The 16,378-nt window shown below is 63.0% G+C and carries 12 protein-coding genes; 1 reads left to right on the top strand and 11 read right to left on the bottom strand.

The window, feature by feature from the left end; genetic code table 11:
- Nucleotides 1-116 precede the first annotated feature (116 nt).
- From glmM to BC1002_RS10450, 4 genes are all read right to left on the bottom strand, one after another.
- The gene (gene glmM / locus BC1002_RS10435; protein WP_013090006.1) at nucleotides 117-1,475 is read right to left on the bottom strand and encodes a phosphoglucosamine mutase; all 1,359 of its coding nucleotides are present in this window, start codon (nucleotides 1,473-1,475) and stop codon (nucleotides 117-119) included.
- Between the two features lie 29 nt (nucleotides 1,476-1,504).
- Nucleotides 1,505-2,317, bottom strand: coding sequence for a dihydropteroate synthase (gene folP, locus BC1002_RS10440; RefSeq protein WP_157874662.1), 813 nt, complete (start codon nucleotides 2,315-2,317; stop codon nucleotides 1,505-1,507).
- 170 nt (nucleotides 2,318-2,487) lie between these two features.
- Complete coding sequence (gene ftsH, locus BC1002_RS10445; RefSeq protein WP_013090008.1) at nucleotides 2,488-4,377, bottom strand: ATP-dependent zinc metalloprotease FtsH; 1,890 nt, start codon at nucleotides 4,375-4,377, stop codon at nucleotides 2,488-2,490.
- Nucleotides 4,378-4,566: 189 nt separating this feature from the next.
- Nucleotides 4,567-5,229 carry an RlmE family RNA methyltransferase gene (locus BC1002_RS10450; protein WP_013090009.1) on the bottom strand — a complete coding sequence of 221 codons (663 nt, stop codon included), beginning with the start codon at nucleotides 5,227-5,229 and terminating at the stop codon, nucleotides 4,567-4,569.
- Between the two features lie 197 nt (nucleotides 5,230-5,426).
- On the opposite strand from BC1002_RS10450, the gene BC1002_RS10455 reads away from it, so the two are divergent.
- Entirely contained in the window at nucleotides 5,427-5,954 is a 528-nt protein-coding gene (locus BC1002_RS10455; protein WP_013090010.1) for a YhbY family RNA-binding protein, read from the top strand.
- A 193-nt stretch (nucleotides 5,955-6,147) separates the two neighbouring features.
- On the opposite strand, the gene BC1002_RS10460 is transcribed toward BC1002_RS10455, so the two are convergent.
- The 7 genes from BC1002_RS10460 to gloB form a co-directional block, all read right to left on the bottom strand.
- Nucleotides 6,148-6,657 carry a DUF4149 domain-containing protein gene (locus tag BC1002_RS10460; RefSeq protein WP_193373022.1) on the bottom strand — a complete coding sequence of 170 codons (510 nt, stop codon included), beginning with the start codon at nucleotides 6,655-6,657 and terminating at the stop codon, nucleotides 6,148-6,150.
- Between the two features lie 20 nt (nucleotides 6,658-6,677).
- A complete protein-coding gene (gene greA, locus BC1002_RS10465) occupies nucleotides 6,678-7,154 on the bottom strand; it encodes a transcription elongation factor GreA (protein WP_026228283.1) in 477 nt (158 codons plus the stop codon).
- Nucleotides 7,155-7,306: 152 nt separating this feature from the next.
- Nucleotides 7,307-10,573, bottom strand: a complete 3,267-nt coding sequence (carB, locus tag BC1002_RS10470) for a carbamoyl-phosphate synthase large subunit (protein ID WP_013090013.1) — start codon at nucleotides 10,571-10,573, stop codon at nucleotides 7,307-7,309.
- A gap of 169 nt (nucleotides 10,574-10,742) precedes the next feature.
- Entirely contained in the window at nucleotides 10,743-11,897 is a 1,155-nt protein-coding gene (gene carA / locus BC1002_RS10475; protein ID WP_013090014.1) for a glutamine-hydrolyzing carbamoyl-phosphate synthase small subunit, read from the bottom strand.
- Between the two features lie 326 nt (nucleotides 11,898-12,223).
- Nucleotides 12,224-13,465, bottom strand: a complete 1,242-nt coding sequence (locus tag BC1002_RS10480) for an MFS transporter (RefSeq protein WP_013090015.1) — start codon at nucleotides 13,463-13,465, stop codon at nucleotides 12,224-12,226.
- Nucleotides 13,466-13,729: 264 nt separating this feature from the next.
- Nucleotides 13,730-15,415: a transglycosylase SLT domain-containing protein gene (locus BC1002_RS10485; protein ID WP_013090016.1), complete on the bottom strand. Its 1,686-nt coding sequence runs from the start codon at nucleotides 15,413-15,415 to the stop codon at nucleotides 13,730-13,732.
- A gap of 157 nt (nucleotides 15,416-15,572) precedes the next feature.
- On the bottom strand, nucleotides 15,573-16,364 hold the full coding sequence (gene gloB, locus BC1002_RS10490; RefSeq protein ID WP_013090017.1) for a hydroxyacylglutathione hydrolase: 792 nt from the start codon (nucleotides 16,362-16,364) through the stop codon (nucleotides 15,573-15,575).
- Nucleotides 16,365-16,378 lie beyond the last annotated feature (14 nt).

Below are 16,378 nucleotides of genomic sequence, written 5' to 3' on the forward strand. Positions count from 1 at the left end.
TCTGTTGTGGGTAAAGCCCGGCGACGCCGTGTATGACACGAGGCTCGCTGAACCTTTTCATAACGACCGTCAGGCAGCAAGCGGTCGCCACCGCCCGCCGCCTGTTCGGGAACAGATCAGGCCGTCGCTACCCGTACGGCTTCGGCAATAGCTTCAGAATGCTCGAGCGCGTCCGCGACGTTCTGCGCCTCTACCATCACGCGCAGTACCGGCTCGGTACCCGACGCGCGGATCAGTACGCGACCGCGGCCGTCGAGCGCGCCTTCGGCCACCTTGATCGCGCTACGAATCGCATCGCTGCCCTTCCAGTCCGCGCCGGGCTTCATGCGCACGTTGATCAGCTTCTGCGGGAACAGCGTGACACCGTCGAGCAGATCCGCGAGCGATTTGCCGCTGCGCTGCATCGCCGCCAGCACGAGCAGAGCGGACACGATGCCGTCGCCGGTCGAATGGCGATCGAGCGACAGAATGTGGCCCGAACCTTCGGCGCCGAGCTGCCAGCCGTGCTCGCGAAGCTGTTCGAGCACATAGCGATCGCCAACCGCGGCGCGCACGAACTTGACGCCGGCTCTCTGCAACGCGACCTCCACCGCCATGTTGGTCATCAGCGTGCCGACCGCCCCTTCCACATGGCCGGCGGTCGCGATACGGTCCTTGACCAGCACGTACAGCAGCTCGTCTCCGTTGAACAGGCGGCCCGACTCGTCGACGACCTGGAGACGGTCGGCGTCGCCATCGAGCGCGATGCCGAGGTCCGCGTGGTTCGCGCGCACCGCGCGAACCAGCGCATCCGGCGCGGTCGCGCCGACGCCGTCGTTGATATTGAAGCCGTTCGGCGAGACGCCGATCGGGATCACTTCCGCGCCGAGCTCATGGAACACGTGCGGCGCGACGTCGTACGCGGCGCCATGCGCGCAATCGACGACCAGCTTCATGCCGCGCAGGTCGTACGCGGCCGGGAACGTGCTCTTGCAGAATTCGATGTAGCGGCCGGCCGCGTCGTCGAGACGGCGCGCCTTGCCCAATTGCTCGGAAGCCGCGCACGCGAGCGGCAGCTCGAGCTGCTCCTCGATCTGCGCCTCGACGTCGTCCGGCAGCTTGTTGCCGTCGGCCGAGAAGAACTTGATGCCGTTGTCGTAGTACGGGTTGTGCGACGCGCTGATTACGACGCCCGCGGCAAGCCGCAGCGCGCGCGTCAGATAGGCGATGCCGGGCGTCGGCATCGGACCGGCCAGCATCACGTCGACGCCGGCCGCCGAAAAGCCCGACTCGAGCGCGGCTTCGAGCATGTAGCCCGACACCCGCGTGTCCTTGCCGATCAGCACGGTCGGGCGAGCACCTGTCTTCGCCCATTGATCGGCGCCCGCGAGCACCTTGCCGGCCGCGTAGCCGAGCCGCAACACGAATTCCGGCGTGATCGGGCCTTCGCCGACCTTGCCTCGAATGCCGTCCGTTCCGAAGTAACGACGTGCCATGTTTGTTCTCCCTATATCTGGCTGCGGGTTCAACCGTGCGCGCGGCTCCGCCTGGCCGCGTCGCGCAGGGTTGCCCATACTTTCAATGCATCGACTGTTTGCGCGACGTCGTGTACGCGCAGAATCGCGGCGCCCCGCTCGGCCGCACACACCGCCGCGGCGACGCTGCCGGCCACGCGCTCCGGCGCCGGCCGCCCGGTCACCGCGCCAACCATCGACTTGCGCGACATGCCCGCAAGGATCGGATATGGCGAGGCGGCGCGCGGCGCCGTGTCGCGCAGATGCGCGAGCAACGCGTAGTTGTGCTCGACGACGACCTTGCCGAAGCCGAAGCCCGGATCGACGCTGATACGCTCGCGTGCAATCCCCGCCTGCTGCAATGTCGCGACACGCTCCTCGAGGAACTGGCGCACTTCGCTGACAACGTCGGCATAGTGAGGCTCGCCGCGCTGCATGGTCTGCGGCTCACCTAACATATGCATTACACAAAGGCCGCAATCGCTGTCGCGCACGGCATCGATTGCGCCGGGCATGCGGAACGCCCAGACGTCGTTGATCAGGTCGGCGCCCGCGTTCAACGCGCTCCGCATCACTTCCGGCTTGTAGGTATCGACCGACAACGGCACGTTCGCGCCACGCAGTTGCTCGACGAGCGGTATCACGCGCTCGAGCTCTTCGTCGAGCGGCACCGGCGGCGCGCCAGGACGCGTCGATTCCCCGCCGATATCGATAATGTCCGCGCCCGCGAGCATCATGCGCTCGGCCTGGCGCAGCGCATCGCCGCGCATCGCGTACAAGCCGCCATCGGAGAAGGAATCGGGAGTGACGTTCAGGATGCCCATAACCAACGGGCGTTCAAACGTCAGCTTGAAGCGGCCGCACTGCAGCGGCTCTGGAAGGGGTACGGAAGAAGAATCGACTTTCGACACGTAGCAATGCTTCACTTTGAACGGATAAATGCAAAACGGGCCGGTGTGTAGCACACCGGCCCGCACTTTCTACTGGCTACCTATCAGGCCGGCGCGGTCGCGCTGCCCGGCTTGACTTCGGTGCCTGCGCTGCCGCCCGACGAGGCGTCGCTAGCGGACGGCGGCGAGCTCTTGGGCGAACGCGGCGGCCGGCCTGCCATGATGTCGTTGATCTGATCTGCGTCGATCGTCTCCCACTCCATCAGTGCGGCGGTCATCGCTTCGACCTTGTCGCGGTTTTCTTCCAGCAGGCGACGCGCGAGATTGTACTGCTCGTCCAGCACGCGACGGATTTCCGCGTCGACCTTCTGTTGCGTCGCTTCCGAAATGGTTCGCGTGAACCCGCGGCCGAACGGCGAAGCGTCGTTTTCGTCGTCGACATAGACCATCGGTCCCAGCGCATCCGTCATACCGAAGCGGGCAACCATCGCGCGAGCCGTCTGGGTCGCCTTGTTGAAGTCGTCCGATGCACCGGTGCTGATCAGGTTCAGGAACAGCTCTTCCGCGACGCGGCCACCGAACAGGATGGCAAGACGGTCGAGCAGATAGTCCTTCGAGTATGTTTCGTTGTCATGCTCCGGCAACTGCCACGTGACTCCCAGCGCACGGCCGCGCGGAATGATCGTGACCTTGTGCACCGGATCAGCTTTCGGCAACAGCTTCGCGATCACCGCGTGACCCGATTCGTGATACGCGGTCGCACGCTTCGATTCTTCGCGGATGACGGCCGACTTGCGCTCGGGACCCATGAAGATCTTGTCCTTCGCGTCCTCGAAGTCCGTCATTTCGACGATGCGCTTGCCGCGCCGCGCCGCAAAAAGTGCTGCTTCGTTGACGAGGTTCGCGAGATCGGCGCCCGAGAAACCCGGCGTGCCGCGCGCGATCACTGCCGCATCGACGTCGTTCGAAATCGGTACCTTGCGCAGGTGCACCTTCATGATGTGCTCGCGGCCGCGGATATCGGGCAGACCGACGTACACCTGACGGTCGAAGCGGCCCGGACGCAACAGCGCCTTGTCGAGTACGTCAGAGCGGTTCGTCGCGGCGATCACGATGACACCCGAGTTCGCCTCGAAGCCGTCCATTTCGACGAGCATCTGGTTCAGCGTCTGTTCACGCTCGTCGTTACCGCCGCCCATGCCGGCGCCGCGATGACGGCCGACTGCGTCGATTTCGTCGATGAACACGATACACGGCGCGTGCTTCTTGGCCTGCTCGAACATGTCGCGCACGCGAGCCGCGCCGACGCCGACGAACATTTCCACGAAATCCGAACCCGAAATGCTGAAGAACGGCACCTTCGCCTCGCCGGCGATAGCGCGCGCGAGCAGCGTCTTACCGGTCCCCGGCGGGCCAACGAGCAGCACACCGCGCGGAATACGACCGCCCAGCTTCTGGAATTTCTGCGGATCGCGCAGGAAGTCGACGAGTTCCGACACTTCTTCCTTGGCTTCGTCGCAACCGGCGACATCGGTGAAATTGATCGCGTTGTTGTTCTCGTCGATCAGCCGCGCGCGCGACTTGCCAAACGAGAAGGCGCCGCCTTTGCCGCCCCCCTGCATCTGTCGCATCATGTAGAACCAGAAACCGATGATCAGGATCGTCGGCCCGAGGTAATACAGCACGGACATCAGTGCATTGGGTTCGTCGTCAGCCTTGCCGCTCACCTGTACGCCATACTTCATCAGATCGCCGACCATCCAGATGTCACCGGGCGACACGATCTGGTACTTCTGGCCGTCTGCTGGAGTGACCGTGAGGTTCCGCCCCTGGACAATGACGTTCTTGACTTTGCCGTTCTTCGCGTCGTCCATGAACTGCGAATAGGAAACGCCTTCCTGGACACGGGGCTTGTCGAACTGCTTGAACACCGTAAACAGCACCAGTGCGATTACCAACCACACTGCTGCTTTCGAAAACATATTGTTGTTCAAAGCACCACTCCTTCACTTAGACGGGCGCCTACATTTGCCTTGCGGCACCACGAAAGCATTCTAATCCAGTCCGCAGACCCCTGCCATAGCGTTTCACTACCACGGAAATAGGGTAGCGGGCCAGCTTAACGCCAGTCTCTGACGCATCGGCCTCATTATTGGCAGAAATGGAACCGGCTCGCCGTACCCCTATGCGGGACGCTTCAAATGCTTACCCAAAATAAATGTTTCTGACGATTTATCCCGCGACGCCTTCGGCTTGCGGGCCGCCACCACCTTGAATTGGCGCTTGAACTTTTCGACAATCTGACTATATCCGCTGCCGTGAAAGCATTTGACTAAAAGGGCACCATCCGGCTTCAAGTGGCTTTGTGCGAATTCGAGCGCGAGATCGCATAAATGCTCGATCCGCGCCGCATCCGCGATCGCCACACCGGACAGGTTGGGTGCCATATCCGAAATTACAAGGTCTACCTGGCGCGCACCGACCAATTCTTCGAGCTGGACCAGCACCGAGTCTTCGCGGAAATCGCCTTGGATGAAGTGCACGTCGGCTACCGGCTCCATCGGCAGAATGTCCAAAGCGATGATCGTGCCGTCGATGCCACCTTCGCGCTCCGCATTGCGCTGCGAGCCGCCGGCAAGCTTGTTACGCGCGTACTGGCTCCAGCTGCCCGGCGAGGAACCGAGATCGACAATCACCTGCCCCGGGCGGATCAGCTTGTCCTGCTCATCGATTTCCTTGAGCTTGTAGGCCGCGCGGGCACGATAACCTTCCCGCTGCGCCATTTTGACGTACGGATCGTTGATGTGGTCGTGCAGCCACGCGGTATTGAACTTGTTTTTTGCCATTAAAAATTGAACTATTGCTGCGTCGGGTCGCGCTTTAGGGGATAATACGCGGTTAATTCGCGCGGCCACCGCCAGACTGGCGGCCATCCGCGATTCTGTTGTTCTGACGCGCGCCTGCTGAATCAAGCCGCCCGAATCGCTTGGCGATCGGACGAAAAACGCAGGAGCCGCCATTTTAGTCGAGTCTTCCACTTTCCATGCCAGCCCTCAAAGTCTCCTCCGACCAACGCGCCGAGTTGCGCTCCCAGGCACATGCGCTCAAACCGGTCGTGCTCGTCGGGGCCGAAGGCCTGACCGACGCTGTGCTCGCCGAAATCAAAGTACACCTCGCTGCGCATCAGCTGATCAAAATCCGCGTGTTCGGTGATGAGCGCGAAGAGCGCCTCGCCATCTACGAAGGAATCTGCGACACGCTGAACGCGGCACCGATCCAGCATATCGGCAAGCTGCTCGTGATCTGGAAGCCAGAAGCGGCACAGCCGGCGGCAAAAGCGAAGCGCGGCGCGTTGCCGAGCGCCCGGGAGGCGGCAGCCGAAGGAGCCCGGCCGGCCAAGGGACGCGCACCGCGCATCGTCAAGGTGGTCAAGCCGACCGACGTGCCGATGCGCAAGCCCCGAGCGAAAGCAGTGCTGGTGCGCGGCAACGAACGCGTGACGCAGGGCGGCAACATCAAGCGCGCGAAGAAGCGTCAAACCAGCGCGAAGCGTTCGCATCAATCGAAGTAAGAGAACACGCGGCCAAGGTGCGGACCGGCTCCGCACCGCGCGTTTGTGCGCAGGGCCCGAAGCAGCGCAGCGCGCATGAACCGTAGCAGATCACCGGAATCGCGACGATTCGTCGCAACATGAAGTTCATCGCGGGCATCGGCATCGACCGGCGGACATAGCGCCGCGTCACACCACCGGCCACTCGCAAGCTTCAGCCGGCCACCTTCCCCGTGACCGCGCGCGCGCCCTCTTCGTCGGCCGCAGTGCCGACATGCGCCGGCAGTAGCCAAACGAGCGCAACACCTAGCACGCTCTCGATCAGATAGAACAGACTCGACACGTCATGCAGGATGCCGAAGCGCGTCGCATAAACGGAATGTCCGACGTCGCCGCCCGCCTCGAGCGCGGCGACGCGCATCGCGTTCATGAACGGCTGCAACGCGAAATAGCCGATCAGCACGCATACGAGCATACCGGCGAGCAGCCAACGCAAGCGGCGATACGCGCCACTACCGCGCCGCACGAGCAGATTGGCAAGACCGAGCAGGAGGATGCCGCACACGACGCCGATCACACCCTGAATCCGAAACAGCTGCGCGGCAATGGCACCCGCCGTCATGCGGTCGAGCGACGTGAACAGCACGGGCGCAACGGCATAGCCGATAGTCAACAGACTACCGACCCACACCACCGTCAACAGGCGGAAAAAACGATGCGGCATCAGAGACACCGGCGCCATCCTCAGATGTAGCTGACCGCGATGATTTCGTATTCGCGGATGCCGCCCGGTGCCTGCACCGACGCGACGTCGCCTTCCGACTTGCCGATCAGCGCACGCGCGATCGGCGAGCTGATCGAGATCAGGCCGTGGTCGATGTCCGCCTCGTCGTCGCCGACGATCTGATATTTGACGGATGCGCCCGACTCGAGGTCTTCGAGCTCGAGCGTCGCGCCGAACACCACGCGGCCGTCCGCTTCCACTTGCGACGGATCGATCACCTGCGCGCCCGCAAGCTTCGACTCGATTTCGGCGATGCGGCCTTCGATGAAGCCCTGCTTTTCCTTCGCAGCGTCGTATTCAGCGTTTTCCGACAGATCGCCCTGGGCGCGCGCTTCCGCGATCGAGTTGATCACGGCCGGACGCTCGACCGATTTCAAGCGCTGCAATTCATCGCGCAGCATGTCTGCTCCGCGCTTCGTCAATGGAATAGTGCTCATAAACAACTCTGGAGGCAAAAAACGGCCATAAAAAAAATCACCGCGGTTAAGTGCATTCCGCGAAAGCCGCCGCCCATGGACAGACCCGGGCCGCAGCACCTGCGGAACGCCGCTTAACCGCGGCACTTACATCTTGGACAGGTATCGAAGCCTTAGTTTAGGCGAGCGTGGAGTCCTTGTAAATCATAGACTTCCAGGTTCTTCAGATAACGAAGACCCTCCACCGCCGCGCGTGCGCCCGACATCGTCGTGTAGTAGGTAACCTTGTTCGCCTGCGCGCTCATACGAATCGAACGCGAGTCGGCAATCGCCGCGCGCGTTTCGTCGACGGTCGTAAAGACGAGTGCGATCTCGCCGTTCTTGATCATATCGACGATGTGCGGACGGCCGTCCTTCACCTTGTTGACGACCTTGACCGGCACGCCGGCCGCTTCGATCGCGGCAGCCGTGCCCTTGGTCGCGACGATCGGGTAGCCGAGTTCGTGCAGCATGCGCGCGACTTCGACCGCCTTCGGCTTGTCGGCGTCCATCACGGTCAGCAGCACCGTGCCCGACTCCGGCAGACGCGAACCCGCCGCGAGCTGCGACTTGAACAGCGCTTCGCCGAACGTCTGGCCCACGCCCATCACTTCGCCGGTCGAACGCATTTCAGGTCCGAGCACCGGGTCGACCGTCGGGAATTTGACGAACGGGAATACCGCTTCCTTCACGCTGAAGTACGGCGGCTCGACTTCCTTCGTCACGTCTTGCGCGGCAAGCTTCTGGCCGACCATCGCGCGCGCCGCGATCTTCGCGAGCGGCAGGCTGGTCGCCTTCGACACGTACGGCACCGTGCGCGACGCACGTGGGTTCACTTCGAGCACGTAGATGATGTCGTCCTTCGAGCCGTCAGCCGCATTCGTGGCGGAAGGCACCTGCTGGATCGCGAACTGCACGTTCATCAGGCCGATCACGTTCAGAGCCTTCGCCATCGCGGCGGTCTGGCGCTTCAGTTCGGCAACCGTCTCCTTCGACAGCGAATACGGCGGCAGCGAACAGGCCGAGTCGCCCGAGTGCACGCCCGCCTGTTCGATGTGCTCCATCACACCGCCGATAAACACGGCATCGCCATCGGAAATGCAATCCACGTCGCATTCGATCGCGTCGTTCAGGAAGCGGTCGAGCAGCACCGGCGAATCGTTCGACACCTTGACGGCCTCGCGCATATAGCGTTCGAGGTCGCGCGGCTCGTGGACGATTTCCATCGCGCGGCCGCCCAACACGTACGACGGACGCACGACGAGCGGATAGCCGATTTCGTCGGCGAGCTTCAGCGCTTCGTCTTCGGTGCGCGCTGTGCGGTTCGGCGGCTGACGCAGACCGAGGTCTTGCAACAGCTTCTGGAAACGCTCGCGGTCTTCGGCCGCGTCGATCATGTCCGGCGACGTGCCAATGATCGGCACGCCGTTCGCTTCGAGATCGAGCGCGAGCTTCAGCGGCGTCTGGCCGCCGTATTGCACGATCACGCCGACCGGCTTTTCTTTGTCGACGATTTCGAGCACGTCTTCGAGCGTCAGCGATTCGAAGTACAGACGGTCGGAGGTGTCGTAGTCGGTCGACACGGTTTCCGGGTTACAGTTGACCATGATCGTTTCATAGCCGTCTTCGCGCATCGCGAGCGCGGCGTGCACGCAGCAGTAGTCGAACTCGATACCCTGGCCGATCCGGTTCGGGCCGCCGCCCAGCACCATGATCTTCTTGTTGTTCGTCGGATTCGCTTCGCACTCTTCCTCGTAGGTCGAGTACATGTACGCGGTTTTGGTTGCGAACTCAGCCGCACAAGTGTCGACGCGCTTGTACACCGGACGCACGTTCAGTTCGATACGACGCGCGCGCACGTCCGCCGGCTTCGCGCCGAGCAGCTTCGCAAGGCGACGATCCGAGAAACCACTCTGCTTCAGATACTTCAGCTCATCCTTCGACAGGCTCGCGAGCGTGCGACCGGCCAGCGCCTTTTCCTTCAGCACGATCTGTTCGATCTGTGCGAGGAACCACGGGTCGATCGCGGTCTCTTCGAAGATTTCCTGTGCGCTCATGCCGGCACGGAACGCGTCGCCGACATACCAGATGCGGTCCGGACCGGCTTCGCCGATCTGGCGGATGATCTCGTCGCGATTGGCGGTCTTCTCGTCGAGACCGTCGACGCCGACTTCGAGGCCGCGCAGCGCTTTCTGGAACGACTCCTGGAACGTGCGGCCGATCGCCATCACTTCGCCGACCGACTTCATCTGCGTGGTCAGGCGCGAATCGGCTTCGCGGAATTTCTCGAACGCGAAACGCGGGATCTTCGTGACGACGTAGTCGATCGTCGGTTCGAACGATGCCGGGGTCTGGCCGCCGGTGATTTCGTTCTTGAGTTCATCGAGCGTGTAGCCGACCGCGAGCTTCGCCGCGACCTTCGCGATCGGGAAGCCGGTTGCCTTCGACGCCAGCGCCGACGAACGCGACACACGCGGGTTCATTTCGATCACGATCATCCGGCCGTCTTTCGGATTGATCGAGAACTGCACGTTCGAGCCGCCCGTGTCGACGCCGATCTCGCGCAGCACCGCCAGCGACGCGTTACGCAGGATCTGATATTCCTTGTCGGTCAGCGTCTGCGCCGGTGCGACCGTGATCGAGTCGCCGGTATGGATGCCCATCGGGTCGAGGTTTTCGATCGAGCAGACGATGATGCAGTTATCCGCCTTGTCGCGGACCACTTCCATCTCATACTCTTTCCAGCCGAGCAGCGACTCTTCGATCAGCAGTTCGCGCGTCGGCGACAGGTCGAGACCGCGCTTGCAGATCTCTTCGAATTCGTCGCGGTTGTACGCGATACCGCCGCCCGAGCCGCCCAGCGTGAACGACGGACGGATCACGACCGGATAGCCGCCGCTGCCGGTTTCCGCAGCGATCTTCGCCTGCACCGCGAGCGCTTCTTCCATCGAATGCGCGGTGCCCGACTTGGCCGAACCGAGGCCGATCCTGGTCATCGCGTCCTTGAACTTCTGGCGGTCTTCCGCCTTGTCGATCGCTTCGGGTGACGCGCCGATCAGCTCGACGTTGTACTTCGCCAGCACGCCGTGCGCGTGCAGATCGAGCGCGCAGTTCAGCGCGGTCTGGCCGCCCATCGTCGGCAGGATCGCGTCCGGGCGCTCCTTCGCGATGATGCGCTCGACCACTTCCCACGTGATCGGCTCGATGTAGGTCACGTCGGCCGTGTTCGGGTCGGTCATGATCGTCGCCGGATTGCTGTTGACGAGAATGACCTTGTAGCCTTCCTCACGCAGCGCCTTGCATGCCTGCGCGCCCGAGTAATCGAACTCGCACGCCTGGCCGATGATGATCGGACCCGCGCCGATGATGAGGATGCTCTTGATGTCTGTCCGCTTGGGCATAACGCTCTCGCTAATGTATTCCTGAATTCTTTCCGTCGGCGCGCGCCGTTTTCACGTTGCGCGCGCTGTTTGCTGCGCGCCCGCCGCATCGTGCCGCGGGCCGCAGCGGCCGCCGCGAGCCGCTTTCGTTTCCGTCTCCGGCTGGCTTGTGCGGCCGGCCTTTACTGCTTCAAGCCGCTGCGCTGTTGCCGCTCTTCTGCGCGTCCATCAACGCGGTGAAGCGGTCGAACAGATACGCGATGTCGTGCGGACCGGGCGACGCTTCCGGGTGGCCCTGGAAGCAGAATGCCGGCTTGTCGGTCAGCGCGAAGCCTTGCAGCGTGCCGTCGAACAGCGATACGTGGGTCACGCGCGCGTTCGCGGGCAGCGTATCGGCATCGACCGCGAAGCCGTGGTTCTGCGACGTGATCACCACGCGGCCGTCTTCGAGATCCTTGACCGGGTGGTTCGCGCCGTGGTGGCCGGTCTTCATCTTCATGGTCCTCGCGCCGACCGCGAGGCCCATGATCTGGTGGCCAAGGCAAATGCCGAAGGTCGGAATGCCGCGCTCGATGAACTCCCTGGTCGCGGCGATCGCGTAGTCGCACGGCTCCGGGTCGCCGGGGCCATTCGACAGGAATACGCCGTCCGGGTTGAGCGCGAGCGCGTCAGCGGCGCTCGCTTGCGCCGGCAGCACGGTGACATGGCAGCCACGCTCGGCCAGCATGCGCAGGATGTTCTGCTTGACGCCGTAATCGAATGCGACCACGCGGTACTTCGGCGCCTTCTGCTCGCCGTAGCCCGTGCCGAGACGCCATTCGGTTTTGGTCCACTCGTAGGTTTGCTGGGTCGATACGACCTTCGCGAGGTCCATGCCGGCGAGGCCCGGGAACGAGCGCGCGAGCTCGATGGCCTTTGCTTCGTCGTCGGAACCAGCGAGGATCGCGCCGTTTTGCGCGCCCTTGTCGCGCAGCAGGCGGGTCAGCTTGCGAGTATCGATGCCGGCGATGGCGACCACGCCTTCGTCCTGCAGATATTGCGGGAGCGTACGCTCCATGCGGAAGTTCGACGCGAGAACCGGCAGATCACGGATGATCAGGCCGGCGGCATGGACTTTCGTCGCCTCGACGTCTTCGGCGTTCACGCCGACGTTGCCGATATGCGGATACGTGAGGGTCACGATCTGGCGCGCGTAGCTCGGGTCAGTCAGGATTTCCTGATAGCCGGTGATGGCGGTGTTGAACACGACTTCACCGATGGTATGCCCGGGGGCCCCGATCGAATAACCACGAAAGACCGTGCCGTCGGCGAGCGCGAGAAGAGCGGGAGAAAATGACGGCAACACGGGAGACTCCTTGGGGGAACACCCTGTTGCCACCTGTCTATCCGATTTCGAGCCGCAGCGGAACACATTCTCGATGCGCGCGCAGACTCGCTCGCGAGCTGCCGGTAACGATGCAAGGGGCGCGATGAGTCCATTGTGTGGACGACTCGGCTGGGTGCGGGGCCCTTCTTGCTACGCCAATGGCGCGCGGCGGATGAACGGTATGGGGGAGGTAGGCGCTAGGGTGCGGGTTGATAAGCTCAAACCTTGAAATTATAGCCTGAAACCGCCCTTCCTTCCAAATCTGAGATAGGACGCGGACTTGGGCCGGCGTGCCGTGCGGCCGTTCAGGCCTCCTGCTCCGCTCGCATCTCGCCCGACCGGGCAAGCTGCCGACCCGGCAATACGTACCAGATTGCGCTCAGCACCTGCAGTCCGACAAGGATTTCCCACGCGCTCAGATGCGCGACCGCCGGATAATGCCCGCCGCTCGACGGCCAGTGAGACAGCACCGCGCCAACGCCGATCTGAAAACCGAAGATCAGCAGAAAAATAATCAGCGTCAGCGTCGTGTTGACCCGGCCGATCATTTGCGGCGGGAAATGTCGCGCCATCACCGCGTAGCTCAGAATGCCGGTGCCACCGAAAATTCCGTACGCGGCCCACAACAGGCTCGCCGGCAGCGGCGCATTGAACATGATCAGCATCTGCGTCAGCACGTATAAGGCCATGCCGATGCCGCAGAACGCGTACAGCGAGAGGCCGCGCCGCTCGAGGCTACGCGCCGCCGCGCCGAAACCGACGCACCCCGCCATCATCGCGAAGCCGAGAATCGACACGAGCGCCGCCGCCTGGTGCGGCTCGAAGCCTTGTACGTCGCGCAGCCATGCTCCAACCCACAACGACTGCATTGCGTAGAAAACGCCCTGCGTAACGACCGAGAACGACGCGATTTTCCAGAATGCCGTGCTGCGCAGGATGTGCCACGTGCCCTTGAACTGCGCGACGAGGCTCGTCTGGCGATGCGTTTCGCGTGCGTCCGGCGCGAGCGTCCATTGCGCAAGCGCGACCACCACCGTCAGCACCCCGAGCCCGACGCAGACCGCGCGCCAACTGGAGAAGCCCAGCACCCACGTGAGCGGCGAACCGACCATCACGCCGCCGAAACCGCCGACGGCCATCACGAGTCCGTTCATCAACGGCAGACGCGCCACCGGAAAATGCTGCGCGAGCGCCTTGAACGCGGCGCCGAGGCACACCGACACGCCGACGCCGATCAACAGCCGTCCGACCATCATCATGCCGAGACTGTGCGCGGCGCCGAACGCCCAGATACCCAGCGCAGCGAACAGCAGCGTGACGGCCGTCACCCGACGCGCGCCGAAGTGGTCGAGCAGCACGCCAGCGGGGATCTGCGCGCCCGCGAAACCAAGGAAATACAGACTCGTCAGCACACCCAGATCGGCGGCTGACAGACCGAGATCGCGCGTGATGAACGGCGCGAAACCAAGATTGACGCCGCGAAACACGTAAGAGACGAAGTAGCCGGCGGAAAAAAGCAGGAAGACACGCAGTTGGGTCGACGACATAAATCAGGAAGAAAACCTGGCAATGGACCTAATGAACCTGACCCGAGGTTCGCACGGATCAGGACAGAACGGCGTCCCGCGGCCAACGCGGCCGAAGCACGAACAATAAATTAAATACGGCAAACCCGCAGGAATCGTCGGCGCAATGAAAAACGCCGTCACCCTGAGGTGACGGCGTTGGATGAACACGGTGCGTGATCGGAGCGCAATCCATGCGCTGCCCCCGCAACGCATGTGGTCACTACCGTGAGAGCCGCTATTGGTCTATTTACCCTTCTTCTTCGCGTTGGCCACGGTCTTCGGGCGGCTCTCAGCCGCGGCCTTCGACGCCTTGCCGGGCACCGGGGCCGACACCTTCTCGACCTTGCCCTTGCTGGCGGGCGCCGCCGCTTTGTCACCCTTGCCGCCCGGCGCGGAGACCTTGACGATGGCAGAGTGGCCGCGCCCTTTCTTTTTATCGTAGCGCGAATCGCCGCGAGTGTCTGCGGCATGGACTCCGATCTTCTGCACACTGCCGCCTTGCACATCGGCGGCGATCTTTTCCGGACCCGGCTCGCTCGGTACCGGCTTGCCGACCGGCACGTGCAGCACGACCACCTGGCCGCGCGAAACCTGATCGCGATGTGTCTTGTTCCACGCCTTCAACTGACCGACCGACACGCCGTAGCGCAGCGCGATGGCGGCCATCGACTGATTGCGGCGCACGCGGATCAGCATCTTGCGCGTGTCGGGCACGTCGGGTTCCATCGCGAGCACCGCGCTTTCGGCGATGTCGGCGCTGATGTCCTCGTCGTCGTCCGAGCCGCGCGGCACGACAATCGTCGAGCCCGGCTTCAGGCGCATGCCGACCGGAATCTTGTTCACTTCCATCAGCGTGTCTGCGTCGACGCCGATCTTCTGTGCGATCGCCGCGGGTGTCGCCCGTGCGTCGACGGTGTAGGTGGTCCAGGAAGACAGCGAGCCCGAGTACGTTTTCAGATTGCGCTCGAACGCGGACGCGTTGTCGAAAGGCAACAGAATCTGCGGTTGCGTCGCACCGAGAATCACCGGCTTCCTGAACGACGGGTTCAGCGAGCGGAACTCGTCGGTCGACATGTTGGCAAGCCTTGCGGCGACGTCGACATCGATATCGTGCGAGGTTGTGACCGTCACGAAGTATGGGTGGTTCGGAATCGTCGGCAGCGTGAGCCCGTACATCTGCGGGTTCGTCACGAGGTTCTTGACCGCCTGCAGCTTCGGCACGTAGTTGCGCGTTTCGTTCGGCATACGCAGGCTTAGGTAGTCGGTCGGCAGACCCGCCGCCTCGTTGCGCGCGATCGCGCGCTGCACGTTGCCCTCACCCCAGTTATACGCGGCGAGCGCGAGTTGCCAGTCGCCGAACATATCGTGCAGCTTCGACAGGTAGTCGAGCGCGGCGCTGGTCGACGCGAGCACGTCGCGGCGCTCGTCCTGCCACATGTTCTGCTTTAGGTTGTAGGTACGGCCCGTGCCCGGCATGAACTGCCACATGCCCGCCGCCTTGGCGACCGACAAAGCCTGCGGACTATACGCGGACTCGATGAACGGCAGCAGCGCGAGCTCGGTCGGCATATGGCGCGACTCGAGTTCCTCGACGATGTGATACAGGTATTTCTGCGAGCGCTCGGTCATGCGCTGCACATAATCGGGACGTTGCACATACCAGTTGAGCTGCATGTCGACGAGGTCGCTCTGCAGATCCGGCATCTGGAAGCCACGGCGAATGCGGCCCCACAGATCGGCGTCCTGGCTCGTCAACTGATTGACGGAGCTCTGGTCGACATTGATGGTTTCTTTAGCGGTGGCGTTCTTGCGAAGGGCGTCGGCTACGGCTTGCTGGCTGGCGGGGTTATTGGCGGTATTCGTCGTCGGTCCCTGACTCGCGCATGCGGCGAGTGTCAGGACCAATAACGCGCTTAAGATAAATCGCATGAACGTCTCGGTTTCCACAAGGGCTGGAATTTGCAGCCGATAGTACGAAACGTCAACGTTTCCGTCAATTGGAAAATCAAGAAAAAAATCAACCAAATCTGGGGCTTGGCGAATTTTTCCGATTCATCGCGTGAAGAACTGCCGAATGCGCTCCGGATCAACGGAAGCGGTTCTTCCATTCGCGCATCAATGTGAAGGCCTTCAGCCTGTCAGACACTGTTTCGTGCAATTGTGCTTCGAGGTTCGACTGGATCGCCGGCTCGTCTGCGCGAAGGAACGGATTGACCGCGCGCTCGTGCGCGATCGTGGTCGGCAGCGTCGGCTGGTGGCGGGCGCGCAGCTCATTCGCCTTGTCGCGCCACGCCTGCAGTTCGGCGTTGTGCGGCTCGCAAGCGAGCGCGAAGCGGATGTTCGACAGCGTGTATTCGTGAGCGCAATGCACTTCCGTTGCGCCGGGCAGCGCGGCGAGCGCATCGAGCGAGTTCAGCATCTGTTGCGGTGTACCTTCGAAAAGGCGCCCGCAACCGCACGCGAACAGCGTGTCGCCGCAAAACACGTGCGGGGTGCCGCCCGTATCGGCCGCCTGGAAATAGGCAATGTGTCCGCTCGTGTGACCGGGCACGTCGAGCACGCTGAATTCGAGTGCGGGTGCCGCGATCGTCACGTGATCGCCGCTTTTGAGACGATGCGTCAGGCGCGCGATCGCTTCGCTGGCGGGGCCGTAGACCGGCACGTCCTGGCCGTTCAGCAGATCGGCCACCCCGCCGACGTGGTCTTGATGATGGTGCGTGAGTAAAATAGCGCTCAGCCGCCAGCCTCGTTGTGCCAGACAGGCGCGCACAGGGGCGGCTTCGCCCGGATCGACGACGACCGCGTGGCGTCCGTCGGCAATGACCCAGATGTAATTGTCTTCAAACGCCGGGACCGGCACGTACTCGAGCGCATTCATAGGCGACGCATTTT

Source organism: Paraburkholderia atlantica (assembly GCF_000092885.1).
In the GTDB taxonomy this organism is placed as follows: domain Bacteria; phylum Pseudomonadota; class Gammaproteobacteria; order Burkholderiales; family Burkholderiaceae; genus Paraburkholderia; species Paraburkholderia atlantica.

Bases quoted from the DNA above. Each gene is read 5' to 3' on its own strand.
- BC1002_RS10460 (WP_193373022.1), bottom strand. From the start codon at position 6,657: ATGCCGCATCGTTTTTTCCGCCTGTTGACGGTGGTGTGGGTCGGTAGT.
- glmM (WP_013090006.1), bottom strand. From the start codon at position 1,475: ATGGCACGTCGTTACTTCGGAACGGACGGCATTCGAGGCAAGGTCGGC.
- BC1002_RS10485 (WP_013090016.1), bottom strand. From the start codon at position 15,415: ATGCGATTTATCTTAAGCGCGTTATTGGTCCTGACACTCGCCGCATGC.
- folP (WP_157874662.1), bottom strand. From the start codon at position 2,317: ATGGGCATCCTGAACGTCACTCCCGATTCCTTCTCCGATGGCGGCTTG.
- carB (WP_013090013.1), bottom strand. From the start codon at position 10,573: ATGCCCAAGCGGACAGACATCAAGAGCATCCTCATCATCGGCGCGGGT.
- BC1002_RS10480 (WP_013090015.1), bottom strand. From the start codon at position 13,465: ATGTCGTCGACCCAACTGCGTGTCTTCCTGCTTTTTTCCGCCGGCTAC.
- greA (WP_026228283.1), bottom strand. From the start codon at position 7,154: ATGAGCACTATTCCATTGACGAAGCGCGGAGCAGACATGCTGCGCGAT.
- BC1002_RS10450 (WP_013090009.1), bottom strand. From the start codon at position 5,229: ATGGCAAAAAACAAGTTCAATACCGCGTGGCTGCACGACCACATCAAC.
- gloB (WP_013090017.1), bottom strand. From the start codon at position 16,364: ATGAATGCGCTCGAGTACGTGCCGGTCCCGGCGTTTGAAGACAATTAC.
- BC1002_RS10455 (WP_013090010.1), top strand. From the start codon at position 5,427: ATGCCAGCCCTCAAAGTCTCCTCCGACCAACGCGCCGAGTTGCGCTCC.